Annotated in this window: 14 protein-coding genes; 6 read left to right on the forward strand and 8 right to left on the reverse strand. The window is 64.5% G+C overall.

Annotation, left to right across the window (positions count from 1 at the left end):
- The first annotated feature begins 5 nt into the window (after positions 1-5).
- Entirely contained in the window at positions 6-995 is a 990-nt protein-coding gene (locus H1204_RS04875; protein ID WP_180730137.1) for a D-glycerate dehydrogenase, read from the forward strand.
- Positions 992-2,476 (forward strand): DNA recombination protein RmuC, encoded by a 1,485-nt coding sequence (rmuC, locus tag H1204_RS04880; RefSeq protein ID WP_180730139.1) that lies wholly within the window; start codon positions 992-994, stop codon positions 2,474-2,476. The genes H1204_RS04875 and rmuC overlap by 4 nt, the downstream gene beginning before the upstream one ends.
- 102 nt (positions 2,477-2,578) lie before the next feature.
- On the opposite strand, the gene H1204_RS04885 is transcribed toward rmuC, so the two are convergent.
- The 6 genes from H1204_RS04885 to H1204_RS04910 form a co-directional block, all read right to left on the reverse strand.
- The gene (locus H1204_RS04885) at positions 2,579-3,064 is read right to left on the reverse strand and encodes a GNAT family N-acetyltransferase (protein WP_180730141.1); all 486 of its coding nucleotides are present in this window, start codon (positions 3,062-3,064) and stop codon (positions 2,579-2,581) included.
- Entirely contained in the window at positions 3,064-3,339 is a 276-nt protein-coding gene (locus tag H1204_RS04890; RefSeq protein WP_007741774.1) for a hypothetical protein, read from the reverse strand. Before H1204_RS04890 ends, H1204_RS04885 begins: the two co-directional genes overlap by 1 nt.
- Positions 3,340-3,395: 56 nt before the next feature.
- Positions 3,396-4,718, reverse strand: a complete 1,323-nt coding sequence (gene glp, locus H1204_RS04895) for a gephyrin-like molybdotransferase Glp (protein ID WP_180730143.1) — start codon at positions 4,716-4,718, stop codon at positions 3,396-3,398.
- Positions 4,719-4,802: 84 nt separating this feature from the next.
- On the reverse strand, positions 4,803-5,417 hold the full coding sequence (mobA, locus tag H1204_RS04900; RefSeq protein WP_180730145.1) for a molybdenum cofactor guanylyltransferase MobA: 615 nt from the start codon (positions 5,415-5,417) through the stop codon (positions 4,803-4,805).
- A gap of 13 nt (positions 5,418-5,430) precedes the next feature.
- Entirely contained in the window at positions 5,431-6,543 is a 1,113-nt protein-coding gene (gene moaA, locus H1204_RS04905; protein ID WP_180730147.1) for a GTP 3',8-cyclase MoaA, read from the reverse strand.
- 163 nt (positions 6,544-6,706) lie between these two features.
- On the reverse strand, positions 6,707-10,033 hold the full coding sequence (locus H1204_RS04910) for an Rne/Rng family ribonuclease (RefSeq protein ID WP_180730149.1): 3,327 nt from the start codon (positions 10,031-10,033) through the stop codon (positions 6,707-6,709).
- 754 nt (positions 10,034-10,787) lie between these two features.
- Here H1204_RS04910 and H1204_RS04915 point away from each other — a divergent pair.
- From H1204_RS04915 to H1204_RS04930, 4 genes are read left to right on the forward strand one after another with little or no spacing between them, the layout of a single operon-like run.
- Positions 10,788-11,837, forward strand: coding sequence for an RluA family pseudouridine synthase (locus H1204_RS04915; RefSeq protein ID WP_180730150.1), 1,050 nt, complete (start codon positions 10,788-10,790; stop codon positions 11,835-11,837).
- On the forward strand, positions 11,830-12,489 hold the full coding sequence (locus H1204_RS04920) for an HAD-IA family hydrolase (protein WP_131241491.1): 660 nt from the start codon (positions 11,830-11,832) through the stop codon (positions 12,487-12,489). The genes H1204_RS04915 and H1204_RS04920 overlap by 8 nt, the downstream gene beginning before the upstream one ends.
- The gene (locus H1204_RS04925) at positions 12,486-12,878 is read left to right on the forward strand and encodes a Rieske 2Fe-2S domain-containing protein (protein ID WP_180730152.1); all 393 of its coding nucleotides are present in this window, start codon (positions 12,486-12,488) and stop codon (positions 12,876-12,878) included. Before H1204_RS04920 ends, H1204_RS04925 begins: the two co-directional genes overlap by 4 nt.
- 47 nt (positions 12,879-12,925) lie before the next feature.
- Positions 12,926-13,936 (forward strand): S49 family peptidase, encoded by a 1,011-nt coding sequence (locus H1204_RS04930; RefSeq protein WP_180730154.1) that lies wholly within the window; start codon positions 12,926-12,928, stop codon positions 13,934-13,936.
- A gap of 51 nt (positions 13,937-13,987) precedes the next feature.
- Here the strand turns inward: H1204_RS04930 and H1204_RS04935 are convergent, their stop codons facing one another.
- Positions 13,988-14,707, reverse strand: a complete 720-nt coding sequence (locus H1204_RS04935) for an SAM-dependent methyltransferase (protein WP_180730156.1) — start codon at positions 14,705-14,707, stop codon at positions 13,988-13,990.
- A complete protein-coding gene (locus tag H1204_RS04940; protein WP_180730158.1) occupies positions 14,704-15,321 on the reverse strand; it encodes a Maf-like protein in 618 nt (205 codons plus the stop codon). Before H1204_RS04940 ends, H1204_RS04935 begins: the two co-directional genes overlap by 4 nt.
- Positions 15,322-15,375: the final 54 nt, after the last annotated feature.

Genomic DNA, 15,375 nt, shown 5'->3' on the forward strand with positions numbered 1-15,375 from the left:
TGGCAATGCAAAAGGTTCTGGTTGCGCGTCCCATCTTTCCGGATGTGATCGAGCGCCTCAAGCAGCATTTCGAAGTGGACTGGCACAACGGCGACGTGCTGCCCGCCGACGAACTCAAGCGCCGCCTCGCCGATAAAGACGGTGCGCTGACGGCGGGCGACGCGATCGACGCGTCCGTGCTGGCCGCCGCGCCGCGCCTGCGGGTGGTGTCGAACATGGCGGTCGGCTACAACAACTTCGATATGGCGGCGTTCAACGCGGCGAACGTGCTCGGCACGAATACGCCCGATGTGCTCAACGAATCGACGGCGGACTTCGGCTGGGCGCTGATGATGGCGGCTGCGCGCCGCATCGCGGAATCGGAGCACTGGCTGCGTGCGGGCAAATGGGAAAAGTGGTCATACGACGGCTTTCTCGGCTCTGACCTGTATGGCTCGACGCTCGGCGTGATCGGCATGGGCCGCATCGGGCAGGCGCTCGCGCGTCGCGCGCGCGGCTTCAACATGAACGTGATCTATCACAACCGCTCGCGTGTCGCGCCTGAGATCGAGGCCGAACTGAACGCGGAGTACGCGTCGAAGCAGGACTTGCTGCGCCGTGCCGATCATGTCGTGCTCGTGCTGCCGTACACGGCTGAGAACCATCACACCATCGGCGCCGCCGAACTCGCGCTGATGAAGCCGACGGCGACGCTGACGAACATCGCGCGTGGCGGCATCGTCGACGACGCGGCGCTTGCCGAGGCTTTGCGCGACAAGCGCATCGCCGCAGCGGGCCTCGACGTGTTCGAGGGCGAGCCGAAGCTCAATCCGGCGCTGCTCACCGTGCCGAATGTCGTGCTGACGCCGCATATCGCCAGCGCGACGGAAGCGACGCGCCGCGCGATGGCAAACCTCGCTGCCGACAATCTGATTGCCGGGCTGGGCGAGGGTCCGCGCGCCGGGCGTCCGCCGAACCCTATCAACGCTGATGTAATCGGGAAGGCGCGTTCATGACGATGGTTTTGATCGCGGCCGTTGCCGTACTGGCCGTTGCGTTGGTGATTGCGCTGTTCATGCTGATGCGCGGCAACGGCGGCGCGCAACAGCAGATGCAATTCGACGAACTCGGCGAGCGCCTCGATGCCGCGGCGCTTGCGCAGACGCGCGAGTACGAGCGGCTCGAACGCGAGCTACGCGGCGAAATTTCGGAAACGGCGCGCGTGTCGCGCACGGAATTGAGCGGCGGCTTCTCGCAGTTCCAGCAGACGCTCGCTTCCCAGTTCACAAGCATGACGACCGTGCAGGCCGCAAAGATCGACGGTTTTGCGCAGCAGCTCGTCAAACTGACGGATACGAATACGCAACAGCTCGACGCCGTGCGCCAAAGCCTGCAACAGCAGGCGCAGCAGGCGCGCGAGGAGCAGGGCGTCACGCTGAAGCGTTTCGGCGAAACGTTGCAGCAGCAACTGGCGCAGGTGACGGAGGCAAACGACCGGCGCTTTGCGGAAGTGCGCGCGACCATCGAGCAGCGGCTGAAAGACATCGAGGCGAACAACTCGACGAAGCTCGAAGAAATGCGTCGCACCGTCGACGAAAAACTGCATGCGACGCTTGAGCAACGGCTTGGCGAATCGTTCAAGCTCGTGTCCGATCGTCTTGAACAGGTGCATCGCGGTCTAGGCGAAATGCAGACTTTGGCCGCGGGCGTAGGCGATCTGAAGAAAGTTCTGACGAACGTTAAGACGCGTGGTACATGGGGCGAAGTGCAGCTCGAAGCGCTGCTCGAACAGATACTGACGTCGGATCAATACGCGAAGAACGTTGCGACGGTTCCGAAGAGCAACGATCGCGTCGAGTTCGCGATCAAGCTGCCGGGCCGTCAACCGACTGCCGATGCGGCCGCAACCCCCGTATGGCTGCCCATCGATGCGAAATTTCCGCGTGAAGACTATGAACGTCTGATCGAAGCGCAGGAGCGTGCTGATCCCGTCGCAGTCGAAGACGCGTCGCGCGCGCTCGAAGGGCGGATTCGCGCAGAAGCGAAGACGATCGCGGAAAAGTACGTGTCGCCGCCGCATACGACGGACTTCGCGCTGCTGTTCCTGCCGACGGAAGGCCTGTACGCCGAGATTCTGCGTCGTCCGGGTCTCACGGATCTACTGCAACGCGACTATCGCGTGACGATCGCCGGGCCGACGACGTTGACGGCCTTGCTCAACAGTCTGCAGATGGGTTTCCGCACGCTCGCCATCGAGAAGCGTTCGAGCGAAGTGTGGCAGGTGTTGGGCGCGGTGAAGACCGAGTTCGGCAAATTCGGCGACGTGCTGGCGAAGACCAAGTCGCAACTCGAAACCGTCACACGTTCGATCGAGGCGGCGGAAGTGCGCACGCGTCAGATGAACAAAAAGCTGCGCGACGTCGAGGCGTTGCCCGAAGAACGGGCGGCGGGCTTGCTTGGGGACTCGCTGTCCGGAGTCGATGCGGAAGAGGCTTGATGCAAGGAAGGCTGGCAACGCTTGACCGCGATGGTTAAGCGTCTCGCCAGCCAGCAGGGCAGCTTCGAACGGAAGCGAAGCTGCGCCGGGCGTGCGCGCAAATCAGTCGGCGCTTGCCGCCAGTTGATCGAGCGCGTCGCCCGTGATGCGCACGACGCGCCAGTCCGGCAACACGGTCGCGCCCATCTTCTGATAAAAATCGATGGCAGGCTGATTCCAGTCCAGCACCGACCATTCGAAGCGGCCGCACTGCCGCTCGACCGCCAACGCCGCCAGATAGCGCAGCATTTTCGACCCGAGCCCCGTGCCGCGCTCAGTCGGCTGCACGTACAGGTCTTCGAGATACAGGCCGCGCCGTCCGAGGAAGGTCGAGTAGTTGTGGAAGAACAGCGCGTAGCCGATCGTCTTGCCGTCGCGTTCCGCGACGATTGCTTCCGCCGAGGGGCGCGCGCCGAACAGCGCGTCGCGCAGGCCGTCTTCCGTCGCGATGAACAGATGCGTGAGCTTCTCGAACTCGGCCAGCTCGTACATCAGCGCTAGCATCGTGCCGACGTCGTCAGGCGTGGCCGCGCGGATGGTGGCCGGCATTACGCTTCCTCCGGCACGTCGCTCAACTGGATCTCGATGCCGCCGAAGCGCGACGCCACCCAGTTGTACGCGTGGCATGCAATCCACAGCAGGATGAAGCCCAGAATCGCGTTGAGCAGCAGCGCGCTGAACACGGTGCTCAGTTCCACCGACCCGTAACGGATGAAGGCGACCAGCACGCCGAGCAGCACGATAGGCACACTGAACGTCAGATACACGAGGATCAATGCCTTTGCCGTTTGCCCCGGTGCAATGAACGAGATCTGTTTTTTCATGTAAGTCAAACCCGTATGTCGTAGTGGATTGCGTAAAAACTGCCGGCCTCGTGTGGTCAGATGAGGCCTTCGAACAGCATGATATCGACGGCGTCGCCCGGATCGAGATCGCCCTGGTCATGGGCGAGCACGATGAAGCAATTTGCTTCGCTCATCGAACTGAGCACGCCGGAGCCTTGCGAGCCCGTCGGTGCGACGTGCCATGCGCCTTGCGCGTCGCGCTGCGCGATGCCGCGCTGGAATTCGGTGCGGCCCGGCCGTTTGCGGATCGCGTCGCCGCATGACGCGCGGATCATAGGCACCGCGTGTGTCGTAGCGCCTGACATCCGCAGCAACACTTCGCGCACGATCTGATAGAACGTCGCCATCACCGCGACGGGGTTTCCCGGCAGACCGAAGAAGATTGCCGGTTCGCCCGCGCCGGGTTTGCCGCCCGACCAGATGCGCCCGAACGCCAGCGGCCGGCCCGGTCGCATCGCGAGGCTCCAGTGCGCGACGTCGCCGAGCATGCGCAGCATTTGCTTCGTCAGATCGGCTTCGCCTACTGAAACGCCGCCGGAGGTTATCACGACATCCGCGCTCGATGCAGCCGTTCGCAGCGCTTCTTCAAGCGCGGCGGGTTCGTCGCGGACCACGCCGAGATCGATGGGATCGACGTCGAGCCGCTTGAGCATCGCGAACAGCGTATAGCGGTTGCTGTCGTAAACGCAGCCCGGATCGAGCGGCTGGCCGATCGAGCGCAGTTCGTCGCCCGTCGAAAAGAATGCGACACGCAGACGGCGGCGCACGGACACTTCGCCAATGCCCAGCGACGCGAGCAGCCCAAGGTCCGACGCGCGCACGATGCGGCCCGCCTTCAGCGCGACCGAGCCCTTCGCCAGGTCTTCGCCCGCGAGGCGCCGGTTCGCGCCCGTGCGTAATTGCGAAACCGGAAAGCGGATGGTGTCGCCATCGCGCGTGACGGCTTCCTGCGGCACGACGGTGTCGCAGCCGGCGGGCATGGTCGCGCCCGTCATCACGCGAACGCATTGCGTGCGCTCGATGCTTCCCGCAAACGGATGCCCCGCGAAAGCCTTGCCCGCCACGTTCAGCGCGAGCTCATCCTTTTCACCTGGTACGCCTGTCGTGTCCGTTTGAACTTCGAGCGCGGCGCCTGCAAACGCGTAGCCGTCCATCGCCGAGTTGTCATGCGCGGGCACGTCGATAGGCGACACGATGTCCTGCGCCAGCACGCGGTTCAGCGCGTCACGCAGATGCACGCGCTCGACGGTCGTCACGGGTGTCGCCCACTCGCGCACGATCGCCTGTACGGCGGACACCGGCATGGCTTGAGCGTCGTACTGTGCGACGCAACTCGAAGTTTCGTTCAGCGTGGTCATGAAAGGGGAGCGTCGCGACGGGGTGCGGTGCGGCGGCGGCCGGGCGGCAATCGCGGCAAATGGCGCTGCTAATGTTAAACCCGCTCAACCGCGTTCGAGGTCGGCGAGTTCCTGCAGTGAATTGATATTGTAAAACGTGCGCTCGTCCGGAAAGGCGACTTCGACCGCCCTGTGGCGTGCGTACCACGTGCGAACCTTGCGCTCGCCCGCCTGCAGAAAGCCTTCGAGATCATCGGCGAGCGACGTGCGCACGAGCGCGAAAACGGGGTGAATCGACGTGTCACCCTGGGCGTCCGTGGTCGTGACGGTTGCGATGCCGGAGTCACGCGCATCGAGCGCGGCCGCGAGCCGATCGGCGAGATCCGTCGGCAGGCCGGGCGTGTCGCAGGGCGCCGACAGCACGAACGGTGTGCGCGCTGCGCGCAAACCGGCGAGGAGACCGGCGAGCGGACCGGGAAAATCAGGCAGCGTGTCGGAGATAACGGTTGCGTGAAACGGCTCGCCCAGTTCCGCGTAGCGTGCCGTGTGCCGGTTCGCGCTGATCAGCAGCGGCCCGGCCTGCGGCGCGAGACGCCGCATCACATGGAGCGCGAGCGGTTCGCCGCGCAGCATCTGCAAGCCTTTGTCGACGCCGCCCATGCGCATGCCGCGTCCGCCTGCGAGCAGCAGGCCGGTGATCTCGTCGCGCGTGATGCTCATTGGAAAGACCGACTCAGCCGCCGATGTACGACATCTCGACTCGCCGTTCTTCGCGCGTCGTCGTCGATGCCGGGTTCGCGCTGCCGCGCAGTTGCGAGTAGCGGTCGCCCCGCGCGTGCCAGATGTTGGCGATCGCGGTGGCGATGCCTGCGTCGCTTGTGCCGTTGCGTACGAGCGCGCGCAGATCGTGGCCCGAAGACGCGAACAGGCAAAGATACACCTTGCCTTCCGTCGACAGCCGCGCGCGCGTGCAGTCGCCGCAGAACGCGCGCGTCACGCTGGAAATTACGCCGATTTCGCCGCTGCCGTCCGCGTAGCCCCAGCGCTGCGCGGTTTCGGCGGCGCTGTGGGCTTCGAGCGGCAGTAGCGGGAAGTGCTCGCTAATGCGCGCGACTACCTCCGCCGACGGCAGCACTTCCGTCATGTTCCAGCCGTTCGACGTGCCGACGTCCATGTATTCGATGAAGCGCAACACCACGCCGGAGTCCCGGAAGTGGCGCGCCATCGGCACGATTTCGCTGTCGTTCGTGCCGCGCTTGACGACCATGTTGACCTTGAGCGGCGCAAGACCGACCGACCGCGCAACTTCGATGCCGTCGAGCACGTCGCGCACGGCGAAATCGGCGTCGTTCATGCGGCGAAACAACGCGTCGTCGAGTGCGTCGAGGCTGACGGTCACGCGGCTCAGGCCGGCGTCTTTCAGGCTGCGCGCCTTGCGCGCGAGCAGCGAACCGTTGGTGGTGAGCGTCAGGTCGAGCGGCTTGCCGGCGGCCGTCGTCATACGCGCGAGCCGTTCGATCAGGAATTCGAGGTTCTTGCGCAAGAGCGGCTCGCCGCCCGTCAGACGGATTTTCTCGACGCCATGCGCAACGAAAATCGATGCGATCCGCTCGATTTCCTCGAAAGTCAGCAGCGCGCTGTGCGGCAGGAACGAATAGTCCTTGTCGAACACCGCGCGTGGCATGCAGTAGACGCACCGGAAGTTGCAACGGTCCGTGACCGAGATGCGCAGGTCGCGCAGCGGGCGCGACAGCGTATCGGTCAGCTCGCCGCGCGGGGTCCGGGCAGGACCGTCGACGTCGGGAACGGCGCTGACGTCGGCAACAGGGATGATGCGTCGGGACATGATTACATATTTGGGATATCAGACTTCATTCTAGCGGAAGGCCCTTTCCGTCACAGTAGGGCGAACGCGCGGTGCCGTCAGGTGCGGGTGCAGCAAAAAGCCCGCCTTGGAGGCGGGCTTTTCGGGTTGCCCGGCGTTGCCGCCGGGCGAAGTTAGCAACCGCTTACTGCGGCTGCTTTGCCGTTTCGACCTGTTGCATCGGGGTCGAGTCGGCGGCCGGAAGCGGCTTGCGCTCGCGCGGCGCGCGTGCGGGCTTCACCGCTTGCGCGGCGGCTTCCTGCGCGACGCGCAGCTTGTCCGAATCGGTATTGACCCAGACGAGGCCGGCGCTTTCCAGCATCGCTTCGAGGCCTTGCGTCGACTGACGGCCGGCCGATGCGCCGTTCGTGCGAACGGGTTGCGGCTCGGCTGCTGCGGTGACGGGCGCGGCTTGCGTTGCGGGTTCCATCACGGCTTCCGTTACGGCCGGTTCCGCTGCGGGTTGCGCTTGTGCGACATGCGCGACAGGTTCCGCGACCGGCTGAACGACCGGCTCGACAACGGCCTGAACCACCGGCTCGACGACGGGCTGGGTTGCAACGGGCGCTTCGACAACCGGCTGCGCTTCTTCGGCGGGCGCTGCCGGGGCCGGAGCCGCTGCAACCGGCTCGGCTACAGGCTCGACGACGACAGGCGCTTCGACGACGGGTGCTGCCGCAACGGTCTCAACCGGCGCGGGCACTTCAACGGGAGCTTGCATGGTTGCGACAGGCGCAACCGCTTGCGGCTCGACTGCGGCCGGTTCTTCGACGGCTGCTTCCGTGTGCGTCGCAACAGGCGCTTCGTCGGCGGCCACGACGGCTTCCGCCTTCGCAGCCTTTTCGACAGCCAGCGCCGGGGTTTCAGCCGATGCACGCAACTCGCTGACCACGGCGGCGGCGCCCGTCGCGACAGCTGCCACGACGACCTCGACCGGCTTCACTTCCTGTGCCGGCTGTTGTTGTACCGCTTCGACCGCTTGCGGCTGCGCTTCGTGACGGCCCGTGTGTTCCGGTGCGCGCACGGGCGTTTCCGCCGATGCTGCCACAGCCGTTTCACCTTCCGCTTCCGCGACATCGGCGGCCGTGTTCACGTTCACGCCTTCCTCGTCACGCTCGCGACGGCCACCACGGCGGCCGCGACGGCGACGACGACGCTCTTCACCATCACGCGCGTCGTCGATGGGAGCAGCGCCGCCCATCAGATTCGCTTGCGCCTGTGCGGCGACATCGGCCTGAGCCTCGTTCTGGTTCAGCGCGTCGGCTGCTTCGGGCTGCTGCTTGCGGCGCTCACCACGTTCGGCGCGCTCGCCGCGCTCACGGCGGTCTCCGCGATCCTGGCGTTCCTGACGCTCGCCGCGCGTTGCCTCAGCGGTTTCCGCGCGGTCTGCGCGTTCCGCACGCTCCTGACCGCGTTCGACACGCTCCGGACGTGCCTCGCGCGGTTCGCGTGCCTCACGAGGCTCGCGGCCTTCGCGCGGCTCGCGGCCGCCACGCGGCTCACGTGCTTCACGCGGTTCGCGTTCCTGACGTTCGCCGCGCTGCGACGGTTGACCCTGACGGCCTTGCGTTGCCGCGCCTTCGCCACGGCCTGCCGCATCGCGGCCACCTGCGCCGCTGCGACGGTTGCGGTTGCGATCGCCGCCGCGGTCGCCCGTGCGCTCACCGCGCTCGGTGCGTTCGCCGCGTGCGGGCTTCGCCGTCTTTTCGACAGGTGCGGGCGCGGGGGCGGGAGCAGCCGGTTGCACGCCGAACAGACCCTTCAGCCAGCCGATGAAGCCGCCCGTCGCAGGCTTGACTTCGACCGTAGCGGCAGCGGGAGCGGGCGTGCGCACGGGCGCGCTCGGCGCCGGCTTCTCAGGCGTAATGCCCTTCACGGCCGCTTCCTGCTTCGGCTTCACTTCTTCAGCGCGCTTGCTGTAACCCGTTTCCGATTCCAGTTCGCGGGCGGCTTCTTCGGCCATCTTCCACGACGCGCGCGGATCGTCGAGGCGCGCGTCGTCGTGACGCAGACGCTCGAGCTTGTAGTGCGGCGTGTCGAGATGCTTGTTCGGCACCAGCACGACGTTGACCTTGAAGCGCGATTCGATCTTGTTGATTTCCGAGCGCTTTTCGTTGAGCAGGAAGGCCGTGACTTCGACGGGCACCTGGCAGTGGATCGCCGCGGTGTTTTCCTTCATCGCTTCTTCCTGAATGATCCGCAGCACTTGCAGCGCGGACGATTCGGTATCGCGGATGTGGCCCGTGCCGTTACAGCGCGGGCAGGTCACGTGGCTGCCTTCCGACAGCGCCGGACGCAGACGCTGGCGCGACAGTTCCATCAGGCCGAAGCGCGAGATCTTGCCCATCTGGACGCGCGCGCGGTCGTGCTTGAGCGCGTCTTTCAGGCGCTGCTCGACTTCGCGCTGGCTCTTGGCCGACTCCATGTCGATGAAGTCGATCACGATCAGGCCGCCCAGGTCGCGCAGGCGCAATTGGCGAGCCACCTCGTCTGCGGCTTCGAGGTTCGTGCGCGTGGCCGTTTCCTCGATGTCGGCGCCCTTGGTGGCGCGTGCCGAGTTCACGTCGATCGCGACGAGCGCTTCCGTGTGGTCGATCACGATCGCGCCGCCCGACGGCAGCGGCACCGTGCGCGAGTACGCCGTTTCGATCTGGTGTTCGATCTGGAAACGCGAGAAAAGCGGCACGTCGTCATGATACCGCTTCACCTTATTGACATTGTCCGGCATCACGATGTCCATGAAGGCGCGTGCCTGGTCGTGGATTTCCGTGGTGTCGATGAGGATTTCGCCGATGTCCGGCTGGAAGTAGTCGCGAATCGCGCGGATCACGAGGCTCGATTCGAGATAGATCAGCATCGGCTGACCTTGCGAGCCGCTTTGCGACGCGGCTTCGATCGCGCGCCACAGCTGCATCAGGTAGTTCAGGTCCCACTGCAGCTCTTCCGCGCTACGGCCAATACCGGCAGTGCGCGCGATGATGCTCATGCCTTCGGGCAGTTGCAGCTGGGACATCGTTTCGCGCAGTTCCTGGCGGTCGTCGCCTTCAATCCGGCGCGACACGCCGCCGCCGCGCGGATTGTTCGGCATCAGCACGAGGTAACGGCCGGCGAGCGAGATGAACGTGGTGAGGGCTGCGCCCTTGTTGCCGCGTTCTTCCTTCTCGACCTGAACGATCAGTTCCTGGCCTTCCTTGAGGGCATCCTGGATGCGCGCCGAGCGCATGTCGATGCCTTCGCGGAAGTACTGGCGGGCGACTTCCTTGAACGGGAGAAAACCATGGCGGTCTTCGCCGTAGTTGACGAAACAGGCTTCGAGCGACGGCTCGATGCGCGTCACGATCCCCTTGTAGATATTGCCTTTGCGCTGTTCGCGGCCGGCGGTTTCGATGTCGATATCGATGAGTTTCTGCCCATCGACGATGGCGACGCGCAGTTCTTCCTGCTGCGTCGCATTAAACAACATGCGTTTCATTGAACGGCTCCAGAGCGGCTCTGCCTGTCCGGCCGACGGCGCACGGGAACAAACCCGGCCGACGGCTTGGGCAGCGGCATGCCGCGCCTTATTGTGTTTTCACAAGCACGCTGGAGCGGGAAAGATGGCGGGAGAATTGCCTGATATGGGCGCCGTCTCCAATAAATGGACGCGCAGCCGCAGGGCACATGCGAACACGGCTTCAAATAATGGCCCGACACGCCGCGGGTCCTGGCAGCCGACTTGCATAAACCTTCGTCCACGTGCGCCGGCGCGCCAGTTGGGCGCGCGTCCGGACAACGTTCGAAGGCTGCGGTCTTGCCGCAGCGGGCAGGCTCGCTCACTGCGCGTGCCTGTCCCGCTCGGGGTGTCTCGCCTCATTTTGACGTCGCCTTGTCCTGCACTCTCCGCAGGACGCCTCGGGCGCACGCCGTATTTTCGCCACCGGCCGCTTCGCGCTTAAGGGACATGAAAGCTGCCCTTGCCGAAGCTCGCCAGTCAAATTCTTTTTGACCAAAATTCCGTTACCGACGGTGCCGACTGTGACCGAACTCGCCTGTGGGCGCCGTCCCTGCCGTGTCGTGCATCGTGCGTGCAACTTGTTGCATCTCATTTTCAGGGCGAGCAACCAGCCCCCGGCGCAAGTAAAATGACGTTTTATCGCTTGCACCTGCGCAATCCACCCGCGATTCGGTTTAAGGCGCCGATCCTATATAGTCGGCCACCGCAGACTGCTGGGCAAATTATATTCAGAATGAAAGAGTTAGGCAAAATATCCCAGAAATCGGTGTCAAGCCCCGTTGCAAGCGATCAGGTGTCGATGATCGAAATCGACGACAGCGCGGCCGGTCAGCGGATCGACAACTTCCTGTTACGCGTCTGTAAGGGCGTGCCGAAAAGTCATATTTATCGGATTCTGCGCAGCGGCGAGGTGCGCGTGAACAAGGGTCGCGTGGACGCGCAATACCGTCTCGCCTTTGGCGATCTGGTGCGCGTGCCACCTATTCGCGTCGCGAAGGCGGACGAGGCGGTGCAGGCGCCCGTGCCGTCCGCGCACTTCGAAATCCTGTTCGAAGACGAGCATATGCTCGTGATCGACAAGCCGGCCGGCGTCGCCGTGCACGGCGGCAGCGGGGTCGCGTTCGGTGTGATCGAGCAGTTGCGGGCCGCGCGTCCGCAGGCGAAATTTCTGGAACTGGTGCACCGGCTGGACCGGGAGACGTCGGGCGTGCTGATGCTCGCGAAAAAGCGCGCAGCGCTCGTGAATCTGCATGAGCAGATTCGCGAGAACCGGATGGACAAGCGCTATTACGCGTGCGTGCACGGCGAATGGGCGAGCGATTGGGGCCGCCGGCGTGCCGTGAAGGAGCCGCTGCATAAATATCTGCTGCCGGATGGCGAGCGGCGCGTGCGCGTGCAGCCGGACGGGCTGCCATCGCACACTATTTTCAATCTCGTCGATCGTTGGCCCGGTTACGCGCTGCTCGAAGCGGAACTGAAAACGGGTCGGACCCATCAGATTCGTGTCCATCTGGCGCATCTGGGGCTGCCGATCATCGGCGACGCCAAATATGGCGATTTCGCGTTGAACAAGGCGCTTGCGCGCGCGAACGCGCAGCCGGGGCTCAAGCGGATGTTTTTGCACGCTTACCGGCTTAAGCTGGCGCACCCGGCGACGGGCGACACACTACAGTTCGAAGCGCCGTTGCCGGCAGACTGCAAGCGGTTCATCGCGCAACTTGCCGGGATGGCCGGCGCAGGAACGCACGAACAATCACAAACCGAGACGAAAACGCATGGCTAGAGAGCAATTTGACCTGATCGTCTTCGATTGGGATGGCACGTTGATGGACTCGACCGTCCACATCACGCGCAGCATTCAGGCGGCCTGCCGCGATCTCGGGCTGCCCGTGCCAGCTGACGAGGCTGCGAGCTTCGTGATCGGCCTGGGTTTGCGCGACGCACTGCAGATCGCCGCGCCGACGCTCGATCCATCCGACTATCCGCGTCTCGCCGAGCGCTATCGCTTCCACTATCTGGTGAAGGATCAGACGACCGAGCTGTTTTCGGGTGTGCGCGAGATGCTCGCGGATCTGCGCGATCAGGGCTATCTGCTCGCGATTGCGACGGGGAAGAGCCGTGTCGGGCTGAACCGCGCGCTCGATCAGGTCCGGCTCACGAGTCTTTTCGACGGCACGCGCTGCGCCGATGAAACGTTCTCGAAACCGCATCCGGCTATGCTGCAGGAACTGACACGCGAACTGGGGCAGGACCCCGTGCGCACGGTGATGATCGGCGATACCACACACGATCTTCAGATGGCGATCAACGCAGGCGTGTCGGGCATTGGCGTCACGTACGGCGCACACCCCGCGGATTCGTTGACGGCGCTGGAGCCGAAATTCGTCGCGGACAGCATCGCGTCGCTGTCGGGCTGGTTGCGGGAGCACGCATGACGGACGTCGCGCAGGAGGCGGTGCGCATTTGCGCATCCGAAGAACTCGTCGACGGCGGCGCGGGCGTGCGCCGCGACGCGACATTCGCGGGCGGCGACGCCGTGGTGTTCTTCGTCCGCTATGACGGCGTGGCGTATGGCTATCTGAACCGCTGCGCGCACGTGCCAATGGAACTGGACTGGAACGAAGGACAGTTCTTCGAATCGTCCGGCTTATACTTGATGTGCGCGACGCATGGCGCGATTTACGCGCCGGATACGGGCAAATGCGTCGGCGGTCCGTGCCGCGGCGGCAGACTTCGCCCGGTACGCGTCGACGAGCGCGACACACCTGAAGGGCGCACAGTGTTCTGGCTTCCGGACGCTGATCTGCGTCCAGCATCTACCTGATTTCCCAGCATCTTTTCCCGAAACCTTGTTTTCTCCGGCGCCAACGCATGTCCGATAATCTGACTCCCGATCCGAACGAACCGGCCGCAACAGGCCGCGAGCCGCGCCGGGTGCCCGCCGACGAGCCGAACTGGGAGCGCGCCGCGCTCGAACGGATTGCGCTGGCGGCCGTCAACGAGCAACGCGCCGCGCGCCGCTGGCGCATCTTTTTTCGTTTCCTGTTTCTCGGCGTGCTGGTCCTGATTGCGTGGGCTGTGCTGGATTTCAGCGGAGAGAAGGTCGCCACGTCGGGGCGGCATACGGCACTCGTGACACTTGAGGGTGAGATCGCGTCGGATACCAACGCGAACGCGGAAGATGTCGACGCCGCACTAGCGAGTGCATTCGACGACGCGGGCACGGCGGGCGTGATCCTGCGTTGTAACAGCCCGGGCGGCAGTCCTGTTCAGGCGGGGATTATCTACCGTGAAATCCGTCGATTGCGCGCGAAATATCCGTCTATTCCGCTTTACGTCGTTGTCAGCGACATGTGCGCGTCGGGTGGGTATTATGCTGCGGCGGCCGCCGACAAGATTTACGTGGACAAGGCGAGCATCGTCGGTTCGATTGGCGTGTTGATGGACGGCTTCGGCTTTACGGGCTTGATGGACAAGCTTGGTATTCAGCGCAGGATGCGCACTTCCGGTGAGAACAAGGGTTTTTACGATCCGTTCTCGCCCGATACGCCGAAGATGGATCAACATGCGCAGGCGATGCTGGACGAGATCCACGCGCAGTTCATTGATGCCGTGAAACAGGGGCGCGGCAAGCGCCTTCAGGAATCGCCGGATATCTTCTCCGGTCTGTTCTGGACGGGTGAAAAGAGCGTCGAGCTGGGCCTTGCGGACGGTTTCGGCGACACAGATTACGTCGCGCGCGAAATCATCAAGGCGCCCGATGTGGTCGACTACACGGTGAAGGAGAGCATCACCGATCGTGTTGCGCGCAAGTTCGGCGCGGCCGTCGGCAACGGCGCCGTTCACGCGATGGCGGCAATTGGCCGGTTGAATTTGCGATAGGGCTCTATCCGGCGGTGGCCCAGGACTTAGTGGGCCACCGCTTTCTTAAGCTCAGGCCGCCAGAATCAGGAAGATCGCTGGACGCTTGTGGAGGTCCAGTCCCGGCTTTTTCTTCCAGTCGGCAACCGTCCGGCTCACGATGGTTTCGCTTTCCAGTGTCAGATCGACGGCGACGCAAACGAGCGTCGACGGCGCGCAGGTCGCGATCAGCGTGTCGAGCAACGCGCGATTCCGGTAAGGCGTCTCGATGAAAATCTGCGTCTGCTTGCCTTTACGCGACTGCTGTTCGAGGTCCCGGAGGCGTTTCGCGCGCTCGTTCGCGTCGACGGGCAGGTAGCCGTGAAACGCAAAGCTCTGGCCGTTCAATCCCGACGCCATCAGCGCGAGCAGGATTGAACTCGGCCCGACTAACGGCACCACCTTCACGCCACGCTCGTGTGCGCGCCGCACGAGCAGCGCCCCCGGATCGGCGACGGCCGGGCAGCCGGCCTCCGACACGAGCCCGGCATCCGTCCCCGCAAGGACAGGCGCCAGCAACTTGTCGATTTCGCCCGCCGGCGTATTGACGTTCAGTTCGCGAATCTCGATTTCCTGGATAGCCCGTTCCGTGCCGACTTTCTTCAGGAATGCGCGCGTGGTTTTGGCGTTTTCGCCTATGTAATAGTGCAGGGCTGCCGCGCGAGCGCGAACGGGCGCGGGCAGGACATCATCCAGCGCGGCGGCGTCGCCGTCGCCGAGCGTGTTCGGGATCAGATAGAGAACGCCGCTCATCGCACCTCCAGCAGCGGATAGCCGGCGACGAGCAGCATGCGCGTAAGCGCGATCAGCGGCAGGCCGATCAGCGCCGTCGGATCGTCGGATTCGATCGCGTCGAGCAGCGCGATGCCGAGGCCCTCAGCTTTTGCGCTGCCCGCGCAGTCGTACGGTGTTTCGGCACGTAGATAGGCGTCGAGCGCGGCGTCCGGCAGATCGCGAAAACGCACTCGGGTGACCACATCGACGGTTTGCGCATCGCCCGAACGGCTGTCGAACAGGCACAGCGCGCTGTGGAAAAGTACTTCGCGGCCGCGCATGCCTTGCAGTTGCGCCAGCGCTTTTTCGTGCGTGCCGGGCTTGCCGATCTGATGGCCGTCGTAGGTCGCCACCTGATCCGAACCGATTACGAGCGCTCGGTCGCCGGCGCTCAGTCCGGCTGCGACGGCGCGCGCTTTCGCCTGCGCGAGGCGCAGTGCCGTCGCTTCCGGCGATTCGCCCGCGAGCGGCGTTTCGTCGATGGCAGGCACGGCGACGTCGAATGGAATGCGCAACCGTTCGAGCAGTTCGCGCCGATACGGCGAACTCGACGCCAGAATCAGGCGGGGCGGGCGTTTGGAGGAATCCGGCATGCTGGAAAAGAACCTTGATCTGTAGGTAAAACTGAAGGTGAAAAGGCGGGGCGC

Origin of the sequence: Paraburkholderia sp. PGU19, assembly GCF_013426915.1 — a bacterium.
GTDB lineage: Bacteria > Pseudomonadota > Gammaproteobacteria > Burkholderiales > Burkholderiaceae > Paraburkholderia.